This is a genomic window from Chondromyces crocatus, assembly GCF_001189295.1.
GTDB lineage: Bacteria > Myxococcota_A > Polyangia > Polyangiales > Polyangiaceae > Chondromyces > Chondromyces crocatus.
In genome coordinates, this window is sequence record NZ_CP012159.1 from 2945246 (window position 1) to 2964607 (window position 19362).

Genomic DNA, 19362 nt, shown 5'->3' on the forward strand with positions numbered 1-19362 from the left:
TGCCTCACAGGACCTTCGCCTCGTCCTTCAGGCGTGTGACCAGCTCACCGACATCCTTGACCTTGATGCCAGCCTTGCGAGCCGGCGGCGGCTCGAACGAGTGGTACTGCACCTTGAGCCCCTGATCGGCCGCGAGGTCGGCGAGCTTCACCTCCGCGAGCGGCTTCTTCCTCGACGCCATGATGGCGGGCAGCGCCGCGAAGCGGACGCCGTCGTTGTACTTGAAGGTGCGGGCCGTCTTCAGCGAGTACACGCTGGTCGGTGCGACGATGCGCAGATCCACCGTGACCACGGCGGGCAGACGCACGCGCAGCGACGCCACGCCGCCATCGACCTCGCGGCCGACGAGCAGCGCGCCCTGCTCCTCCTGGATGGTCGCGGCGAACGTCGCCATCGGCCAGTCGAGCAGCTCGGCGAGCGCCTGACCCACCTGGTTGGAGTCACCGTCGACGGCCTGCTTGCCCATGAGCACGACGTCCGGCTTCTCGCGCTCGACGAGAGCCTTGAGTGCGCGAGCGACGAGCGCCCCATCGAGCTTGTCGTCGGTCACGTCGACACGGATGGCGCGGTCGGCGCCCGTCGCGAGCGCGGCGCGGAGGGTCTGCTCCGTCTCCTTCGGACCGAACGTCACCACCACGACTTCGCCCGTGCGGGCCTTGGGCGCCTTGCCGTCCTCGGTGAGGCGCAGGGCTGCCTCCAGCGCGTACTCATCGAACGGGTTGGGCTTCCATTCGAGCCCGGTCGTCTCGATCCGTTCACCCGACGGCGGGATTTTGACCTTGTTCGCGTTGTCCGGATCAGCGACGCGCTTCAGTGCAACGAGGATCTTCACGGCTACCCTGTCTCCTGAGTTTGTGGTGATGACGCGGGGCGTTAGCTAGGAAACGCTCAATGACAGCGTTGTCGTTGTGCGTCAAGGAGCCTGCTACGCTGCCGCGCCGTGGCTGTCACGACCGATTTTCTCGTGGTGGGCAGCGGAATCGCAGGGCTCACCTTCGCACTGGATGCTGCCGCGTTCGGCGAGGTGACGATCATCACCAAGCGGAGCCGCGAAGAGACCAACACGAGGTACGCTCAGGGAGGCATCGCCGCCGTCTTCGATCCCGAGGACACGGCCGAGGCTCATGTACAGGACACGCTGGCGGCGGGCGGCGGCCTCTGTCACCGCGTGGTGGCGGAGATCTGTGCCAACGAAGGGGCAGCGCGGGTGCGCGAGCTCATCGAGCGGGGGGCCAGCTTCGACGCGGAGGATGGCCGGCTACGGCTCGGTCGTGAAGGCGGCCACAGCGCGCGACGCATCGTTCATGCCGCGGATGCGACCGGTCAGGAGATCGAGCGTGCCTTGCTCGAGCGGGCGGCCAACCACCCGAACATCCGGATCCTGGAACACCAGACGGCCATCGATCTGATCATGCTCTCCCGCTTCGGCGGCCCCGATCTGTGCGCTGGAGCCTACGTGCTCGACGAGAAGGGTGGAGACCGAGCCCATGGCTACACCGTCCAGACCTACCTGGCGCGGGCCACCGTCCTCGCCTCCGGCGGCGCGGGCAAAGTGTACCTGTACACCTCGAACCCCGACGTCGCGACAGGGGACGGTGTCGCCATGGCGTACCGCGCGGGCGCCGAGATCTCCAACATGGAGTTCTACCAGTTTCACCCGACCTGCCTGTTCCATCCGCAGGCGAAGAGCTTCCTCATCACCGAAGCGCTGCGAGGGGAGGGGGCCGTGCTGCGGCTCCTGGACGGCACGCCGTTCATGAGCAACCACGACCCCCGCCGTGAGCTCGCACCGCGCGACATCGTGGCGAGGGCCATCGACTTCGAGATGAAGCGCACCGGCAGCGACTACGTGCTGCTCGACATCACCCACAAACCCGCGAGCTTCATCCGCGAACACTTCCCGACCATCCACGCCCAGTGCAAGCGGTTCGGCGTCGACATCACCTCCGAGCCCATCCCGGTCGTACCTGCCGCGCACTACCTCTGCGGCGGCATCAGCACCGACCTGCACGGGCGCACGACCATCCCGGGCCTCTGGGCCATCGGGGAGTGCGCTTGCACCGGCCTGCACGGGGCCAACAGGCTGGCTTCCAATTCCTTGCTCGAAGGCCTGGTCTTCGGTCACCGCGCCGCGACCAAGCTGGGAGGCCAGCTCCACGAGCTGCGACAGAGCCCCTTCCCCAGCGTGCCCGAGTGGCATGCCGGCGACGCCGTGGCCAGCGACGAAGAGGTCGTGGTCACCCACAACTGGGACGAGCTTCGCCGCACCATGTGGAATTACGTGGGCATCGTCCGTTCCAGCGCCAGGCTGAGGCGAGCGGCTCGCCGCATTGCCCTCTTGCAGGACGAGATCCGGGAGTATTACTGGAAGCACCTGGTGACCCGCGAACTCCTCGAACTCAGGAACATCGCCACCGTCGCGGAGCTGATCGTCGCCTGTGCCGCTGCACGTCACGAGAGCCGAGGGCTGCACACCACCATCGACCATCCCGAGGTGGACCCCAGGTTCGCAGCGGACACCGTCTTGAAGAGAGGCGTCCCTCCGCATCTCCGTGGCAACGGAGGCCCCGCCGCCGCGCCAGCCGCGCCCTCCTGGGTCGACCCCCGATGAGCGATCCGCCTCCCGCCTTCCGGGAAGACAAGCCACGCGGCCTCCGCGGAGGTGATCTGGGCGACCCCGAAGAACGACCCATGTCGCTGCCTCTGGCGGCCGTCTGGGCCCTCTCGATCACCTTCCTGTTCGTCTGGTTCCTCGCGGTGCTCGTCGCCATCCGGCCCTCGGCCCAGTCGGACCTGGTGAGCACCTTCGGATGCCAGGCCGTGGCCTACCTGCTCGGCCTCTTCGGCATCCTCCGACTCCACGCACCGCACGCCTCGATCCGGGATTTTCTCGGCATCCGGCCGACCCACCTCGCGTTCTTTCCCCTCGCCGTCTTGCTCGGCCTCGCGCTGGAGGCGCCGATCGGCGCGCTCTACGACCTCATTGCGCGGCGCTGGCCGACACCTCGGGAGGGCGAACTCGAGCTTCTGAACACGCTCGCCAGCGGGACGGCCATCGAGCAAGCCACCCTCGGGCTCGTGCTCGTCGTGCTCGGTCCCGCCCTGGAGGAGGTGCTGTTCCGCGGCGCGCTCACCCGCCCCCTCCTGCGCCGCTACGGCGCGCCCGTGGTCATCGTGGCGACGGCAGCGCTCTTCGCCATCGCCCACTTCCAGCCTCAGAAGTTCCTCCCGATCGGCCTCTTCGGCCTGGCCCTGGGGATGGTGCGGTACGCGAGCGGCTCCATCCTCCCTGCCATGCTGATGCACGCCACCTACAACGCCGTTCCGTTCGTCGCCCTGCTCGGCGCGTCGGCCGACGTCGGTGCTGCCGAGGCCGTGCCCACCGACGCTCCTCGCCCCTTCGACCTCCGACAGCTCCTGATCGACCCTGCATCCCTCCCGCCGGCAGCCGTCGCCGGGAGCACCGTCCTCGCGGCCCTTCTCCTGGCAGCCGTGTTCGCGCTCGCCGCCAGGTCCAAGACGGCCACTCAAGCCCGCCACAGAGACCACGCATGAAGACCACCGAACCCTCAGGGGGCACTCCCCGGGCCCGTGTCAGTTTGTGCCTTCCCGGCGGCGGCCTGTCGGGAGCCCTCTACCAGATCGGCGCCCTCGCTGCCCTCGAGGACGGCGTCGCAGGCTTCGACAACCAGAGCTTCACCCTCTACCTCGGCAGCGGCAGTGGCGCGGCCGTCGCTGCCGCGATCGCCGGCGGTGTCCCTGTCGATCGCATCTACCGCGCGCTCCTCGATCCGGCCGACAATTTCTTCCCGCTCGAGCGAGGTCACCTCATGCACCTCGACCTCGACGAGTGGCGACGCGCCCTTGGCACGAGCTGGGTCGCTCTGCGCCACGCCTTCGCCAGGCTCACCTCGCGGGGTGACACACCGACCAACGCACCGGGTCATTACCTCCTTCTCGAGCAGCTCGACAGGCTCCACGACTCGCTCCCTGCCGGCCTCTTCAAGCTCGACCGCTACGAGCGCTTCCTCGCCGAGTTCTTCCTGCGCCGAGGCATCCCCAACGGGTTCCGCGCCATGCCCAGGCGGCTGCTCATCCCGGCCCACGACCTCGACTCGGGAGAGCGCGTCGTCTTCGGCTCCTCCGGCTACGAAGACATCCCTGTGTCGCTCGCCTGTGCGGCCTCGCTCGCTCTCCCCCTGTTCTTCTCGCCCGTGCGCGTCGACGACCGCCACTTCCTCGACGGCGGACTGGGCCACGTCGCCCACCTCGATCTCGCCGAGGCCGATGGCGCAGATCTCGCCATCGTCGTGAACCCCCTCGTCCCCGTCTCCACGGCGCGGCGAGCCATCCCGACCGGACATGGCGCGCGGGACAGCGTGCGCGACAAGGGCCTGCTCTGGATCTACAACCAGGCCCTCCGCGTCGGTGCCCACGCGCGCCTGCACCAGGACGTCGCGCGCGTCACCGCGTCGAGCCCGCTCCAGGTCCTCGTGCTGGAGCCCGAGCCCACCGACGCGCTCCTGTTCCTCCAGAACCCTGCCGGCCTCAAGGCGCGACGAACGATTCTGGAGTATGCCTACCGCACCACACGCGAACGGATCACGCACTGGATGGAGCGGAACCGCGCCGTCGTGGAGCGCTTCGCATGGCAGGAGGCACGTTGACGGTGATCACGAAGGGCGCGGCCCTCATGCTCGGCCTCATCCTCTCACTCGGCGCTTGCAAGCGTCAGTACGCGGTGGGGGACGAGGTCCTCGTCGAGTGGGAGGGCAACGTCTACCCCGCCTCGATTCTCGAGGCCGTGAGCCCCACGAAGTACAAGGTCCACTTCGAGGGCTACGATCCCGTGTGGGACGACGTCATCCCCCGTGATCGCATCCGCGGCCTCGCCGAAGGCAAGGTGGTCCACCCCGAGCCGCCGCCCAAGGTGCGCGCGAAGGCTCTCCAGGCCGCGCAGACCAACATGTACAAGGTCGGCGATCGCGTACGGGTCGATTTTCACGGTCACATCTACACGGCCGTGATCACGGCAATCGTCGGACAGGAGCGCTACCGCATACACTACGAAGGCTACGGCCCCGAGTGGGATGAGACGGTCGGTCTCTCCCGGATCCAGCCCAAGTAGGTCGCTCCGGCGAGCGCCAGAGCGCCGACCTGAACAGAAGCCGAAGCGCAAATACAAGGCTCAAATGTGCGGGTTTGGGAGTGCTGCCGATTTTTCTCTGGCGTGGCGAGGCTGCGCGAATTAAAAGCCGCGCCGAGTTTCCGGTGTGAGGACCGCATTGCGTGTTCGGCTCGTGCGCTGAGGGGGGAAGCGCCGCGTCGTTCACGGTGGCCCTCTCACCCGACGAAGGTGAGACTTGCTCGACGTGGCTGGTCTCACTGGTGACGCGGATCCCGTCACGGTTTACGTGATCCGCTCCGGGCTTCAGGGTACCGCCGTTGCGGGCCTCGCCCGAAAGAGGCCGGGGCGCCCTCGTTGCGCCTCTTCAGCAGCAGCAGTAGCACCATGGAGCTCCAGTGATCGCCGAACTCTCCAAGCTGAGGAACATCGGGATCAGCGCCCACATTGACTCGGGCAAGACCACGCTGACCGAGCGCATCCTCTTCTACACGAAGCGCATTCACGCCATCCACGAGGTCAAGGGCAAGGACGGCGTCGGCGCCAAGATGGACTCGATGGATCTCGAGCGCGAGCGCGGGATCACCATCCAGTCTGCGGCGACGCACTGCACCTGGGCCAACCACCAGATCAACATCATCGACACGCCAGGCCACGTCGACTTCACCATCGAGGTCGAGCGAGCCATGCGCGTGCTCGACGGCGCCATCCTGGTGCTGTGTGCCGTCGCTGGTGTGCAGAGCCAGTCGCTCACGGTCGACCGGCAGATGCGCCGGTACGGCGTGCCCCGCATCGCCTTCGTGAACAAGTGTGACCGCGCTGGCGCCAACCCGCTGCGCGTCCGCGACCAGCTCCGCGAGAAGCTCAACCTGAACCCCGTCCTGCTCCAGCTCCCCATCGGCTTGGAGGACAAGTTCGTGGGCATCGTCGACCTCATCAAGATGAAGTCCTTCCGCTTCGAGGGACCGAACGGTGAGACGATCATCGAGGGACCGATCCCCGACGACATGGCCGAGGAGGCGAAGAAGGCCCGTGAGACGATGCTCGACGGCCTCAGCATGTTCTCGGACGCGCTGACGGAAGCGATCCTCGAGGAGAACGTCACCGAGGAGCTCCTGGTGAAGGCGGTCCGTGACGCGACCATCAAGCTCCAGATCGTCCCCGTGATGATGGGCTCCGCCTACAAGAACAAGGCGGTCCAGATCCTCCTCAACGCCGTGAACGCCTACCTCCCCGCTCCGAGCGACGTGCCGAACAACGCCGTCGATCTGAGCAAGAACGAGGAGAAGGTCTCGCTCACGAGCGATCCCGAGCAGCCGCTCGTCATGCTGGCGTTCAAGCTGGAAGACGGTCGCTTCGGCCAGCTCACCTACATCCGCGTCTACCAGGGCACGGTCACCCGCGGGAAAGAGATCATCAACACCCGCACGGGCAAGAAGCACAAGGTCGGCCGCCTCGTCCGCATGCACTCGGACGACATGGAAGACATCGACAGCGCCAGCGCTGGCGACATCGTTGCCCTCTTCGGTATCGACTGCAACTCGGGTGACACCTTCACCGACGGCACGCTCAACTACGCGATGTCGTCGATGTACGTCCCCGATGCCGTCATCCACCTGACGGTGGCGCCCAAGGACAACAAGGCCCAGGCCAACATGTCCAAGGCCCTGCGCCGCTTCTCCAAGGAAGACCCGACCTTCCGCGTCGGCGCCGATCCCGAGACGGGTGACACCGTGATCTCGGGCATGGGTGAGCTTCACCTCGACGTGTACATCGAGCGCATGAAGCGCGAGTACTCGGCCGAGGTGATCGTGAGCCCGCCGCGCGTCGCCTACCGCGAGACGGTCACCCGCCGCGTCGACTACAGCTACACCCACAAGAAGCAGACCGGCGGTTCGGGTCAGTACGGCAAGGTCGCGGGCTTCTTCGAGCCCTACGCCGACGGCCGCTACCAGTTCAACGACGAGATCGTCGGCGGCGCCATCCCCCGCGAGTTCATCTCGTCGGTCGACAAGGGCTTCCAGTCGATGCTCACCAAGGGTGCCCTCATCGGCGCTCCGGTCACGGGCGTGGCGGTCACCGTCAATGACGGCGCGGCCCACGCGGTCGACTCGTCGGACATCGCCTTCCAGGAGGCCGCACGCGGCGCCTGGCGCGAATCCTATGCCAAGGCTGCCCCCCACATCCTCGAGCCCCTCATGAAGGTGGCCGCGGAAGGGCCCAGCGAGTTCCAGGGCGGCATCGTCGGCATCCTGATGCAGCGCCGTGGTATCATCATCGGGTCCACGGAGGCTGACGGCTTCTGCCGCGTCGAGGCCGACGTCCCCCTGGCCGAGATGTTCGGCTTCTCGACCATCCTCCGCTCCGCCACCCAGGGCAAAGCCGAGTTCTCCATGGAGTTCGCACGCTACGCTCCGGTCCCTGTCCAGATTGGCGAGGAGCTCATCAAGAAGTACCGCGAGGAGCTGGCCAAAAAAGCAAAGTGAGGTCCCCATGTTCCGGAGAGAGGTGAACGAGCGGAGCCCGATGCGTGTGTTCGAGGGATCGATGCACGGCGGGCTCGGACCCGGCAATGTCGGCATCGTCGCCTCTCCTCCGGGAGTCGGGAAAACCGCACTCCTCGTGCAGATCGCGCTGGATGATCTCCTGCGCGATCGCAAGGTCCTTCACATCTCCAGAGAGCACGCGGTCGACCACGTGCGCTCGTACTACGACGAGATCTTCCACGACATCTCCCAGACCTCCAGGCTCGAAGGCCCGGAGGCCATCCTCCTCGACATCGAGCGGGATCGGCTGATCCTCTCGCTGCTCGGTCAGGTGCGCCGAGGCGCACCGAGCGAGGGCGGGATCGTCCAGAAGATCCAGGAGATGGTGCTCTTCGCGCGCGACATCGCGCACTTCGAGCCCGACGTCATCGTCATCGACGGCTTCGACGCTTCCACCTCCACACCGGAGGCCGTGAAGGCGCTCGCCGACCTTGCACGAGAGCGCAGCGCAGAGCTGTGGTTCTCGGTGCAGACCCCGGCGGGCGCCGACGTCGGCGCGTCCCTCCCTGCCCCGATCGCCGCCATCGTGAACGACGTGGCGGTCGTCGTGTGTCTCCAGCCCGAGCGTGACGTGGTCCGCCTCCGCCTCCTCAAGGATCACGCGAACACGAACCTCAAGGATCTGCACCTGCGGCTCGACCCTCACTCGATGCGCGTCATCGACGAGGACGTGCGGCCTCCCTCGGAGCGCCCCCGTGATCCCCGCAAGTTCCGCCTCATCTCGGGTGGCGCCAAGGGCGCCGAGGCCGAGTTTGGCGCCTGCGCCGAGCGCTGGGAGTTGCACGAGACCAACTACAGCTTCGAGGGTCACAAGCTCCTCGAACGCGAGCGCGGCGTCGTCACCCTCAGCGAAGACGAGCTGCGCAAGGGCGACTTCAGCCTGATGTACGTCTCCCGTCGCCTCGGGCGCGTGCTCAGCGAGATCCCGCTCGTGCGCAACGTCCTGCAGACGATCTGGCACCAGCTCAACGCGGCGTCCCAGGTGTTCGTCGTCGGCATCATCCAGGAGGATGGCACCGTGCGTGGTGGGACGGGCTGGGGTGCAGAGCTGGCCCGACTCTGGAAGAAGCCGCTCTACGTCTACGACCAGCAGCGACGCGGCTGGTTCCGCTGGAGCGGGAAGGCGTGGGAGATGGACCTCGCGCCCACGATCTCGCACGAGAGCTTCGCCGGCATCGGCACCCAGGACCTCTCCGACGAAGGTCGCGAAGCTATCCGGGACCTCTTCCTGCGTAGCTTCGGCGCGCCTGCGAGCTGATCGCGTCCCGCGACGGCCGCTCCCGGAGCGGCAGCAACAACCCCAGGAACGCAACGGACAGCGCGACCCCGAGGGCGAACAGCCCTCTGTAGCCGAGCGCTGCCACCACGTAGCCGGACAGCATGCCGGGCGTCTTGCCCAAGGTCTCCACCCCGGCCAGCAGCGTGTAGTGCGTCGCGCCGACGGAGCGGCGCACGCGCGACATCATGAACGCGAACATCGCCGTGGTCAGCGCACCTCCGAAGAAGTGCTCCAGGATCGACACGGTCAGCACACCCGCCGCCGGTGGCTTCCCACCCAGCGACGCCAGGTACCACGGACCGGAGAGCGCAGCGGCCCTGAGCACCGCCGCGAGGCCCACCGCCCCGAGCAGCGGCATCCGCCTCGCCAGCTCCCCTCCAGCGAGCGACCCCGCGATCGACGCCACCATCCCGTACGTCCCGATCCACTTCCCGATGTCCGACATCGTGTAGCCCGACCCGATGAGGTACGGGATGAACATCGCGTCGACCATCGACTCGCCCAGCTTGTACGTCCCCACGAAGAGCAGCAGCCACCCGGCACCGGGCACCTTCAGCGCCTCCAGCAAGCTGCGCAGCACACCCCGCAGCGACCCGGGCGAGCCCTCCGCCGCGCGCTCGTCGCCGTCGCCCGCGCTCTCTGGTTCGCGCAGCATCAGCGTCGCACCCAGTGCAGCGAGCACCAGCGCCGACATGACGAAGAACATCCCGCTCCAGCCGATCCACGGGCTCGCCCACAGCAGCCACCCGCCAGCGATCAGCATCCCCACCTTGAAGCCCACCACCTGCGCCGCGTTGCCGCGCCCGAGCTGATGCGGCTTCAGCAGATCGATTGCCAGCCCATCCACCGCGATGTCCTGCGTCGCCGCCAGCAGGTTCATCAGCAGGATCAACACCAGCAGCGGCGTCAGCCCTTGGGACGGCGGCGTCATCGCCACCGTCGCGCACGCGAGCGCGAGCAGCACCTGGAGCGGGATGATCCACGACTTCCGCCGACCCACGCGCCGCGACCCGTACCGATCGACCAGCGGCGCCCACAGGAGCTTGAGCGTCCACGGCATGGCCAGCGCCCCCGCCAGCCCCACCTTCTTCAGGTCCATCCCTGATTCGGTCAGGTACCCACGCAGACCGTGTGCCTGAAACCCGAACGGCAGCCCCTGCGCGAGGTAGAGCGTGGCGAGCGCCGCCAGCGTGCCAGCAGCGGCGGGCTCGCGCGCTCCTGGTTTCGACACCCGACCCGTGTTCACGCCCTGCATTCTAGGCGGAACCGCCGTCGAACCCGTCGTCGATGGCGAACCGACACCACCACGGCGCCCGACGCCCCGAGGCCGTGGAGCGCGGCCTCACCGGACGGCGCCAGGGCCCCCCCCCGCGCCCGACGTCTCGGCTCACTCCGCGGGCGTACCACCTTGCGGCGAGGTACGGACGCTCTTCGGCACCGCCGTGCTCGGCGGCAGGAACGCGGCCGAGAGCGGGATCCCCGACGCGGGCGTGTGCTCGTCCGGCGGCAGCGCCCCCAGCAACCACCGCTCCAGCTCGTTGCGCTCCTCGGAGGTCAACGACAGCTGAGCGACCTCGCACAGGGCGAGCACGTTGCGCAGGAACGCATGCCCAAGCACCCGCGGAGGCCACGCCCGCGGCGCGTCGTACAGCGGAAGCCCACCGTGGATGATCCCACGCACCACCAGCGTCACCGCCACACGCGACGCGCTGCACGACCGCTCGGCGAGCCGATCACGCGCCAGCTTCGACGCCACCCCCAGGTGGAACGACCGCTCCGAGAGCACCTCCGAGAGCACCTGGAACACCGCCGCGAACTCGATCGAGGGCAAGCTCGGCGCGCCGGTGATCTGCCGGATCCGCTGCACCGAAGCGGGCAGGTCCGCCACGGCCGTCGGCGTCGTCTCCTCGGTGTCCGGCGACAGCAGCCGGTGCCGCCCTGGATCGGCCAGCATCTCCACGCCGTCGCGCTCCAGCACCACCAGCGCCGGGTCGGCCACGTCGAGCAGCAGATCGCGCAGCGAGCCCGCCTCGCCCCAGTGCTCGTCGACCACCTCGCTCCCCAGGCGACGGAGCACCTCGTGCGACGCCGACGCCAGCGTCACCGGCCCGGGTGAGTTCGTCACGTACGAGCGCACCACCCGCACGATGCTCGCTCGCAGCGCGTGAGAGCGGGCCTCGAGCGGCGCCTCCTCGGTCACGGGCAGCGCCACCAGGAACCAGCTCTCGGCGTCGGTGTCGATCAGCCGCAGCCGCGGCTCCCGCCGCAGCGTCTCCTCCGTCAGCGCCCGCAGCCCGCGGAAACCGAGCCAGTCCTTGCTCGCGCTGAACTCCGGAAAGCGCAGGTAGATCCTCGGCAACGACCGCGCCGGCAGTTGCCCTGCCGCCCGCGTCGCCTGGTACACCGCCTCGGCGATCTGGGCGAGCAGCGGCCCCTGATCTCCCTCGCCCGAGGTGGAGCGTGGCGTGCTCGGCCCGTCTCCCGCTGCGATACGCGTCGGCATGGGGGGCGGCGCGTCGCTGCCCGACCCGCGCGTCCCGGCCGCAGCGCTCCCCGCGCCGGTGTAGCTCAGCGCCTCGTCGGCGCTCGTGATCCCGAGCGCGTCCGCGATGAACCGATCGTCGGGCATGACCTGATCGCACGCCGCCGTGTAGGCCGCCGCCGCGTGGCCCACGGCCACCACCACCGTGCGCCGATCGTGCGCCCGCAGCCGCAGCAGCACCGGCGTGAAGTCGGCGTCGCCGGACATGATCACGAACTCCTCGAAGCGCGTCGGATGGCTCAGCGCATCGAGAATGTCCATGACCATCCGGATGTCCGAGCTGGTCTTTCCTTGCGCCGTCAGCGGCGGACAGTCGACCACCTCGAACGCCGCGCGCGTGAAGTACGGCCGGTATTTGTGGAAGGTCTTCGGGTTCAGGTAGCACTTGCGGACCAGCACCGCCGTCGACGGAGCGCCCTCCACGCCCTCGGCCCTGGCACCCACCAGACCGCGTTCGAGCCAGGTGATCCAGCGCGCAGGCTCTGTCGCGAACACCTCGGCCGCGTACGGATCGATCCGCGTCAGGCCGAGGTAGATGTTGTCGAAGTCGACGAACAGGGCGGCGCGCGTTCGCTTGCCGTACATCGCGGTGCTCTTTGCGGGCGCGTTCTCGTCCACGCTGTTGCGCTCAGCCTGCGTGTTTCTGGAGCAGCTGGCTCAGCCGAGGCACCGCGTCCTCGACGTGCTTCTTCGCCGAGCCCCGGAGCTTGTCGTACGCGCCACGGACGACGCCGTTGCTCGAGTTCCTCGCCTTCGCGTCGGTCACGCTCAGCAGCGCGTCCGCGACCCGCGAGCGGTTGGCCGTCAGATGATCCGCGGGCTTCCCCTTCTCGACACCCTCGAGCCAGATCGGATCGAGCTTCCCGACGAACTCCGGCAAGAGCCTCTCCACCACGTGCGCGACGAAGCCGGGCTTCACCCCCTTCACCGCACTGTAAGCCGCCTTGACCGCGAAGCCGGAGAGCCCACCCTTGTCGCCGACCTCCTGGTCGATCAAGCGGCAGCAATCATCGATCACTTGGGCCTTCTTGCTCGGATCCGTCAGCTTCTCGCTGAGACTCATGCCTCTGCTCCTTCGGAGGGTGGCAGCGCGCGCGGCGCTTGCACGTGGACGGCGGTCTTTACCACACCGCAACCGGAAACGTGTCTGCACCCTTGCACCGCTCGAAGCCAGCCCACACCGGTCCGCGCGGTGGGTGCGCGAGCGCGTGTCCATGACGGTTGGACCTCCCTTCCTCGCATGCGCGGTAGCTCACCTTCAGTCATACTCGCGATGTAAGTCTGGTCACCGTCTGGTCGCGGACCGTGGGACGACTGTCGCCCACGTCAGGGATTCGTCCCAGGTGAGGAAGGCCAGGCCGGCAGCGCCGGCGGCTCCCGCGTTCTGCGACGGCGGTCTCCTGACTCGAGGGGGGGGGATGGACGTCATCTGCACCGTGTGTGGCTCTGTGTCCCAGGTCTCCGTGGAGGTCTGGGCCGCGTCCCAGACGACACCGGACATGGCATTTGCTTGCGTGGACTGTGGCAAGGCGGACGCAACGCCGAGCCCGGAGACCCCACTGAACCGTGAGGCCATTCGCCCACCACCACCACCGACCCCGCCGCCGCGACGCCCGTCCCAGCCGGCGGAGTTCGACGAAGGCGACACCATCGACGACCTTCGTCTGCTCATGAAGAAGTCGCTCGCGGCGGTCGTCACGAACCGTGTCGAGCGCACGAAGACCTTGCCGTCGGCGTCGGCGCACCTCGTCGCCACCTCCTGGCCGCCGCCGCAACCCGGTGCGTCCAGCGTCGCCACGGGCGTCGAACTCGAGCCTTCGCGGCCGACGCCCGTCTCCCCGGAAGACCCCGACATCGAGGCCACCGCGAGCGTGCGCCACATGATCCAGGTCTGCGACACGCTCGTCCCGGTCCACGTACGACAGCCTCTGCTGCCGCGCCGTGCGTGGGCCGCCCTGGTCGCCTTCGGTGCATGCACTGCGGCCCTCGGTGCGGCCGCTGGATTTCATGCCGGCGCCACGTCCCGCCCCCTGGTGCTCGCCCCCATGACCGCCCCGCCCACCGCGGTGATGATGCCGGAAGCACTCGCCCAGAACCACGCGCCACCCAGGCCGACCGCGCGTGGCCAGGCGCCGATCTCTCGACCTCCTCCGCTCCCTGACGCGGAGGAGTCCGTGTACGACCTGGAAACCCCACTGCCCGCGGAGCCCACGCCGACCGCAGCGTCCCTCCAGCCTCCGATCACCCCGTCGCGACCCGAGCCCCCGAAGGGCGGCGTGCTCGCGCAGGTCGTCCACGATGCCGACATGGCGCCCGACGCGTCCTCCGAGCCGCTCGCCACGGCGAGCGTTGCGCTCGCCGAACAACGCCGACCCGCCCCGGCCGAGAGCGTCGCTGCTGCGCCGACCCCGCAGGCGCAGGCGCCGCGACCTGCGCCCCGCCGCGTCTCCGAGCAAGCGCTGAACGACGCCATCTGGGAAGCCGTCGCCGCATCGCCGCCCGCCCAGCCAAAGCCCATGTCTGCCCCGCACGCCGTCGCGCGCACCTCGACCCCGACCTGGCTGTCCACGCTCTCGTCGCCTCCCGCTACCTCGCCTCCTGCGCCGGTCTCGGCCTCGCCGCCTCCCGCTGCCTCGTCTCCTGCGCCGGTTTCGGCCTCGCCGCCTCCCGTCACCACCCCCGCGCCTGCGTCGGTTTCGGCCTCGTCGCCCTACGGCGACGGCTGACGTCTCGGAACGTCCTCTCCCACCGATCGATCTCGCTCGCCCGTGCGATTGCCATAGCGCGCGACACGCCTACATAGCTTGCATCGCCTGGTGCAGCGCTTCGCTCGCACCGGCGCGCCGCCGCCTTCGGGCAGGCATGGAGGTCGGGCCATGACGAGGTTCGCGTGCGCTTCCGCGGCGACGCTGACGATCCTGCTCGACGGCAGCCGCCTGATGGCGTGCGAGCCCACGCCCCTTGCTCAGGGGGCCGCGCTGCACAGCGCCAACGGCATGGCCTTCGACGCCGCGGGCGACCTGCACGTCGCGAGCTTCCTCGGCAACGAGATCGTCAAGTTACGACCCAGCGACGGCCTCGTCCTCGGACGCATTGGCAAGAGCGACGGCGTCGACGGCCCCGACGACATCACCTTCGGCCCCGACGGCTCCCTCTACTGGACCAGCATCGTCTCTGGCGAGGTCGGTCGACGCACCCCGCTGGGCGTCACCACCACGCAGCACGTGGCCTCTGGGGTCAACCCCATCACCTTCTCGGGTGACGGCCGCCTCTTCGTCGCCCTCGCCTTCTTTGGCGACGCCCTCTACGAGCTCGATCCCGACCTCGTCGATCCTCCCCGCCTCATCGCCAGCAACTTCGGCTTCCTCAACGGCATGGACTTCGGCCCTGATGGTCGCCTCTATGCCCCGGTCTTCAGCGAAGGCAAGGTCATCCGCATCGACGTCGACTCCTGCGAGGACGCCACGGATCCCTACACGGAGTGCGACATCGACATCGTGGTCGACGACCTCTCCTTCCCTGCTGCCGTCAAGTTCGACCCCCTCGATCGCCTCCACATCCTCGACCAGGCTGGCGACGTCCATCGCTTCGACCTCGTCACCCAGCAGAATCTCCTCCTCGCCCAGCTCGCCCCTGGACTCGACAACCTCGCCGTCGATGCCCTGTGTCGGGTCTTCGTCTCCAGCGGCAACGACGGCTTCGTCGTTCGCCTGAACGGCAACGGATCCACCGACGAACTCAGCCCCGGCGGCATGATCGCCCCTGGCGGCCTCGCGCTCCTCGGCACCGGCAGCGCCGCTACCCTCTACGTCGCCGATGTCTTCTCCCTGCGGGCCTTCGACCCCGCCACCGGCGCGCAGACCGGCGTGCAGGCTGGTGAACTCGGCGCCTTCAGCGGCCCGACCCTCACGTCTCCGACCAACGTCTCCCCTGACGGATCGAACCTCCTCGTCAGCTCCTGGCTCGGCAACGTCGTCCAGGTCTGGGACCCTATCGCCGAGGCCGTTCTCGAGAGCTTCACCGACGTCGAACTCCCCAGCAACGCCATCCGCTTCGAGGGCGACGTCATCATCGCCGAGCTCGGCTTCGTCGCCGACACCGGCCGCATCACCCGCCACGGCACCAGCGGCAGCGCCGTCCTCGCCAGCGGCCTGGGCGCACCGGGGGGCCTCGCCGCCTCGGGCGACGACCTCTGGTTCTCCGACTGGGGCACCGGCGAGATCTTCCAGCTCATCGACGGCGGCATCGTCCTCAGCCCACCCCTCCTCCTCGTCGATGGCCTCGACCAGCCCGAAGGCCTCGCCGTCCGCGCCGACGGCAAGCTCCTCGTCGTCGAGAGTGGCGCGGGCCGCCTCGCACTCGTCGACCCGGCGACCCTCACCGTGACCCCCCTCGCCACCGGCCTCGCCACCGATCTCCCTGCCGTCACCGGCCTCCCGGCTCAGCTCACCTTCAGCGGCCTCGCCGTCGCCCCCTCCGGCACCGTCTACATCGCGGGTGACGAAGGCAACGTGATCTACAGCCTCTGAGCCGCGGACCGGCGCCCCCTCGCACCTCGTCCCCACCTCCCGTGATCACGCACACACCGTCGTTTCTGCGGTGATCCAGCCCTCTTGTCCGTCCGCAGGAGCTTGCGTCCGTCGGACCGTCTTTCACACTGAACGGTTCTGCTCGCCCCTGCGTCTGCCACCGCACGTCTCGCAGAACCTGCATGGATGCAGCGCTTCTGCCGCAACGCCGCGCCGCAGCCCTGGGCGGGCCTGGAGGTCGGACCATGACTCGATCCGCGTGTGCTCCCCTGTCGACCCTGACGCTCCTCCTCGGCGCCCTCGGCCTCACCGCGTGCGAACCCACCGCCCTCGCCCAGGGCGCCGCGCTCCACAGCGCCAACGGCATGGCCTTCGACGCCTCGGGCAACCTGCACGTCGCCAGCATCCTCGGCAGCGAGGTCGTCGAGCTCCGGCCCAGTGACGGCCACGTCCTCGGACGCACCGGCAAGAACCTCGGCGTCGACGGCCCCGACGACATCACCTTCGGCCCGGATGGCTCCCTCTACTGGACGGGCCTCGCGGCTGGCGAAGTCGGCCGACGCACCCCGGCAGGCGTCACCACCTCCCAGAGCGTCGCCCTCGGCGTCAACCCCATCACCTTCTCCGACGACGGCCGCCTCTTCGTCGCCCTCGCCTTCCTCGGCGACGCCCTCTACGAACTCGACCCCGATCTCATCGACCCTCCCCGCTTGATCGCGAGCAACTTCGGCTTCCTCAACGGCATGGACTTCGGCCCTGACGGCCGCCTCTACGCACCCGTTTTCGGCCAGGGCAAGGTCATCAGCATCGACGTCGACTCCTGCGACGACGCCACCGACCCCTACACCGAGTGCGACGTCGTCACCGAGGTCGACGACCTCTTCATCCCTGCCGCCGTCAAGTTCGACCCCCTCGACCGCCTCCACGTCGTCGACCAGAGCGGCGAAGTCTTCCGCGTCGACCTCGTCACCCAGCAGAAAGACCTCATCGCCCAGCTCGCCCCTGGCCTCGACAACCTCGCCTTCGACGCGAGCGGCGATCTCTACGTCTCCAGCGCCAACGACGGCTTCGTCGTCCGCGTGAACAGCAGCACCTCCATCGACGAACTCAGCCCGGGCGGCATGGTCGCCCCTGGCGGCCTCGCCCTCCTCGGCACCGGCAGCGCCGCCACCCTCTACGTCGCCGATGTCTTCACCCTCCGCGCCTTCGATCCCGCCACGGGCGTGCAGACTGGCCAGATCATCCCCTTCTCCGGCCACTCGGCCCTCACCACCCCGACGAACGTCGCCCCGGATGGCGCGAACCTCCTCGTCAGCTCCTGGTTCGGCAACGCCGTCCAGGTCTGGGACCCTGCCACCGAGGCCGTCCTCGAGAGCTACAGCGACTTCGAGTTCCCCAACAACGCCATCCGCTTCGACGGTGACCTCATCGTCGCCGAGCTCGGCTTCGTCCCTGGCACCGGCCGCATCTCTCGCGAGACCGGAAGTGGCCGCACCGTCCTCGTCAGCGGCCTCAGCGCCCCGGGTGGTCTCGCTGCCTCGGGCGACGACCTCTGGTTCGCCGACTGGGGCACCGGCGAGGTCTTCCAGCTCATCGACGGCGGCGTCGTCCTCAGCCCGCCCCTCCTCGTCGCGGGTGGCCTCGACAAGCCCGAAGGCCTCGCCGTCCGCGCCGACGGCAAGCTCCTCGTCGTCGAGAGCGGCGCGGGTCGCCTCAAGCTCATCGACCCGTCGACCCTCACCGTGACCACCCTCGCCACTGGCCTCGCCACCGGCCTCCCGGGCATCACTGGCCTCGCCGCCTCGTTCACCTTCAGCGGCATCGCCGTCGCCCCGTCGGGTGACGTGTACGTCGCCGGCGACCAGGGCAACGTGATCTACACCCTCTGATCGACAGCGCCTTCCTCTCGCGCGGCCTCCACCTCCCGCGACCGCCGCGCGTGACTCCTCCCCAGGAACACCGCGATCGCGAACCACGCCCCTGACAGCGCCGCCGCGATCCCGGCCAGCCCCGAGAGTGCGAGCCCCAGCGCCTCGAACCCCGTGTACATCCAGGCGCTCAGCGTGTCGCCGCCCCGGTAGATCACCGTGTCGATGAACGCCTTCGCCTTGTACTTGTCCTCGCGCGACACCACCGTGAACAGCACCTCGCGCGCTGGACGCGACAGCGAGAAGTTCGCGATGCGCCGCACCACCTGGAAGCCCACCACCACCGAGAGCACCGGCGCCTGCGTGAGCACCCCGAAGCCGAGCAGCGTCAACACCGGCACCACGCACAGCGTCACCCCCACCCCGAGCCGGAGCATCGCGTGCGACGCCAGGAAGAGCTGCGCCAGGAAGGTCACGCTGTTCACGACGAGATCGATCCGCGCGAACAGCGCCGCCCGCTCCCCCTTGTCCGCGATCGCCGCCCCCACGATGCTCGTCTGCTGGAAGTACAGGAACGTCGACGTGATCGTGTACAGGAACAGATACCCGCACACCGCCAGCAGGTAAGGCGACCGCAGCGGCGCCAGCAGCGACGACCACACCGTCCCCCGGATCGGCTGCTCCTCCGTCGGGACCCCCGCTCCCTGTGCCTTCGTCCCTTCGGCCTTCGTCCCCTGCGCCTTCGCTTCCTCCGCCGCGTCTCCTTGCGCCTCCGCCCCTCGCTCTCCCGCGCCGAGCGCCTCTGGCTCGGCGTGGATGCCGCGGACCGCGAGCGTCGTCGGCACCAGGATCCCAGCGGCCAGGAGCAGCATCCCGGACGGCGACACCTTCAGGAAGGCCGCTGCTTCCGGCGGCGCGAGCACCAGCGACGCCGCGGCCGAGCCCACGATCCCCCCCAGGCTCCCCCCGGCCGCGATCGCCCCGAAGAACCGCTTCGCCTGCTTCTCGTGGAACACGTCCGCCATCAACGCCCAGAGCACCGAGATCGCGAACACGCTGAACACGCTCGACCACACGAAGAACGCCCGCTCCACCCAGAGCGCCCCTGCCTCCGGCAGGTGCCCGAGGGCGAGCCAGAACGCCACCAGCATCCCGGCCGACCCCAGGTAGATCCCGGGCACCAGCCGCCGCGGCGTCGACCACTTCACCACCGCCGCGTAGAGCGGCATCGCCACCAGCATCACCACGAACGTCGCCGTGGTCAGCGAAGACAGCTCTGGCCGGAGCCGCGTCGCGATCTCGTCGCGCACGGGCCGGATGAAGTACCACGTCCCCAGCACCGCGAACGCCACGAGCGCGCCCCAGAACACGCTCCTCGATTCCCTGGGCCGCAGCGGCTCCGCGCCGAAGAGCGTCGCGCGGAGTTTCGCGCGGAGACCAGTGGACGTCGAGGTCGTGTCGTTCATGCGGTCA

General features: G+C 68.8%; 14 protein-coding genes. 9 read left to right on the forward strand and 5 right to left on the reverse strand.

Going from position 1 to position 19362, the window contains the following annotated elements; genetic code table 11:
* Positions 1-4 precede the first annotated feature (4 nt).
* On the reverse strand, positions 5-832 hold the full coding sequence (locus tag CMC5_RS10970) for an electron transfer flavoprotein subunit beta/FixA family protein (protein ID WP_050430355.1): 828 nt from the start codon (positions 830-832) through the stop codon (positions 5-7).
* A 108-nt stretch (positions 833-940) separates the two neighbouring features.
* Here CMC5_RS10970 and nadB point away from each other — a divergent pair, with 108 nt between their 5' ends.
* The 6 genes from nadB to CMC5_RS44235 all read left to right on the forward strand — a co-directional run bounded on the left by nadB (position 941) and on the right by CMC5_RS44235 (position 8929).
* Positions 941-2611, forward strand: coding sequence for an L-aspartate oxidase (nadB, locus tag CMC5_RS10975; RefSeq protein WP_050430356.1), 1671 nt, complete (start codon positions 941-943; stop codon positions 2609-2611).
* Positions 2608-3555 carry a CPBP family intramembrane glutamic endopeptidase gene (locus CMC5_RS10980; RefSeq protein ID WP_050430357.1) on the forward strand — a complete coding sequence of 316 codons (948 nt, stop codon included), beginning with the start codon at positions 2608-2610 and terminating at the stop codon, positions 3553-3555. Before nadB ends, CMC5_RS10980 begins: the two co-directional genes overlap by 4 nt.
* Positions 3552-4667 carry a patatin-like phospholipase family protein gene (locus tag CMC5_RS10985; RefSeq protein WP_082362381.1) on the forward strand — a complete coding sequence of 372 codons (1116 nt, stop codon included), beginning with the start codon at positions 3552-3554 and terminating at the stop codon, positions 4665-4667. Before CMC5_RS10980 ends, CMC5_RS10985 begins: the two co-directional genes overlap by 4 nt.
* Positions 4649-5128, forward strand: coding sequence for an MBT domain-containing protein (locus CMC5_RS10990; protein ID WP_050430358.1), 480 nt, complete (start codon positions 4649-4651; stop codon positions 5126-5128). Before CMC5_RS10985 ends, CMC5_RS10990 begins: the two co-directional genes overlap by 19 nt.
* Before the next feature lie 395 nt (positions 5129-5523).
* Entirely contained in the window at positions 5524-7611 is a 2088-nt protein-coding gene (gene fusA, locus CMC5_RS10995; RefSeq protein ID WP_156338442.1) for an elongation factor G, read from the forward strand.
* 7 nt (positions 7612-7618) lie between these two features.
* Positions 7619-8929 carry a P-loop NTPase family protein gene (locus CMC5_RS44235; RefSeq protein ID WP_156338443.1) on the forward strand — a complete coding sequence of 437 codons (1311 nt, stop codon included), beginning with the start codon at positions 7619-7621 and terminating at the stop codon, positions 8927-8929.
* On the opposite strand, the gene CMC5_RS11005 is transcribed toward CMC5_RS44235, so the two are convergent.
* The 3 genes from CMC5_RS11005 to CMC5_RS11015 all read right to left on the reverse strand — a co-directional run bounded on the left by CMC5_RS11005 (position 8883) and on the right by CMC5_RS11015 (position 12555).
* Complete coding sequence (locus tag CMC5_RS11005; RefSeq protein ID WP_245678398.1) at positions 8883-10196, reverse strand: MFS transporter; 1314 nt, start codon at positions 10194-10196, stop codon at positions 8883-8885. The two genes, CMC5_RS44235 and CMC5_RS11005, sit on opposite strands and share 47 nt — an antisense overlap.
* Before the next feature lie 141 nt (positions 10197-10337).
* Positions 10338-12077: an NYN domain-containing protein gene (locus CMC5_RS11010; RefSeq protein WP_156338444.1), complete on the reverse strand. Its 1740-nt coding sequence runs from the start codon at positions 12075-12077 to the stop codon at positions 10338-10340.
* A 43-nt stretch (positions 12078-12120) separates the two neighbouring features.
* Positions 12121-12555 carry a DUF6918 family protein gene (locus tag CMC5_RS11015; RefSeq protein WP_050430361.1) on the reverse strand — a complete coding sequence of 145 codons (435 nt, stop codon included), beginning with the start codon at positions 12553-12555 and terminating at the stop codon, positions 12121-12123.
* A 355-nt stretch (positions 12556-12910) separates the two neighbouring features.
* Between CMC5_RS11015 and CMC5_RS11020 the strand changes: the two genes are divergently transcribed.
* The 3 genes from CMC5_RS11020 to CMC5_RS11030 all read left to right on the forward strand — a co-directional run bounded on the left by CMC5_RS11020 (position 12911) and on the right by CMC5_RS11030 (position 17910).
* A complete protein-coding gene (locus CMC5_RS11020; protein WP_050430362.1) occupies positions 12911-14218 on the forward strand; it encodes a hypothetical protein in 1308 nt (435 codons plus the stop codon).
* A 150-nt stretch (positions 14219-14368) separates the two neighbouring features.
* Positions 14369-16021 (forward strand): NHL repeat-containing protein, encoded by a 1653-nt coding sequence (locus CMC5_RS11025; RefSeq protein ID WP_245678399.1) that lies wholly within the window; start codon positions 14369-14371, stop codon positions 16019-16021.
* 245 nt (positions 16022-16266) lie between these two features.
* Positions 16267-17910 carry an NHL repeat-containing protein gene (locus tag CMC5_RS11030; protein WP_245678400.1) on the forward strand — a complete coding sequence of 548 codons (1644 nt, stop codon included), beginning with the start codon at positions 16267-16269 and terminating at the stop codon, positions 17908-17910.
* Here the strand turns inward: CMC5_RS11030 and CMC5_RS11035 are convergent.
* A complete protein-coding gene (locus CMC5_RS11035; RefSeq protein ID WP_050430363.1) occupies positions 17898-19355 on the reverse strand; it encodes an NTP/NDP exchange transporter in 1458 nt (485 codons plus the stop codon). The two genes, CMC5_RS11030 and CMC5_RS11035, sit on opposite strands and share 13 nt — an antisense overlap.
* Positions 19356-19362 lie beyond the last annotated feature (7 nt).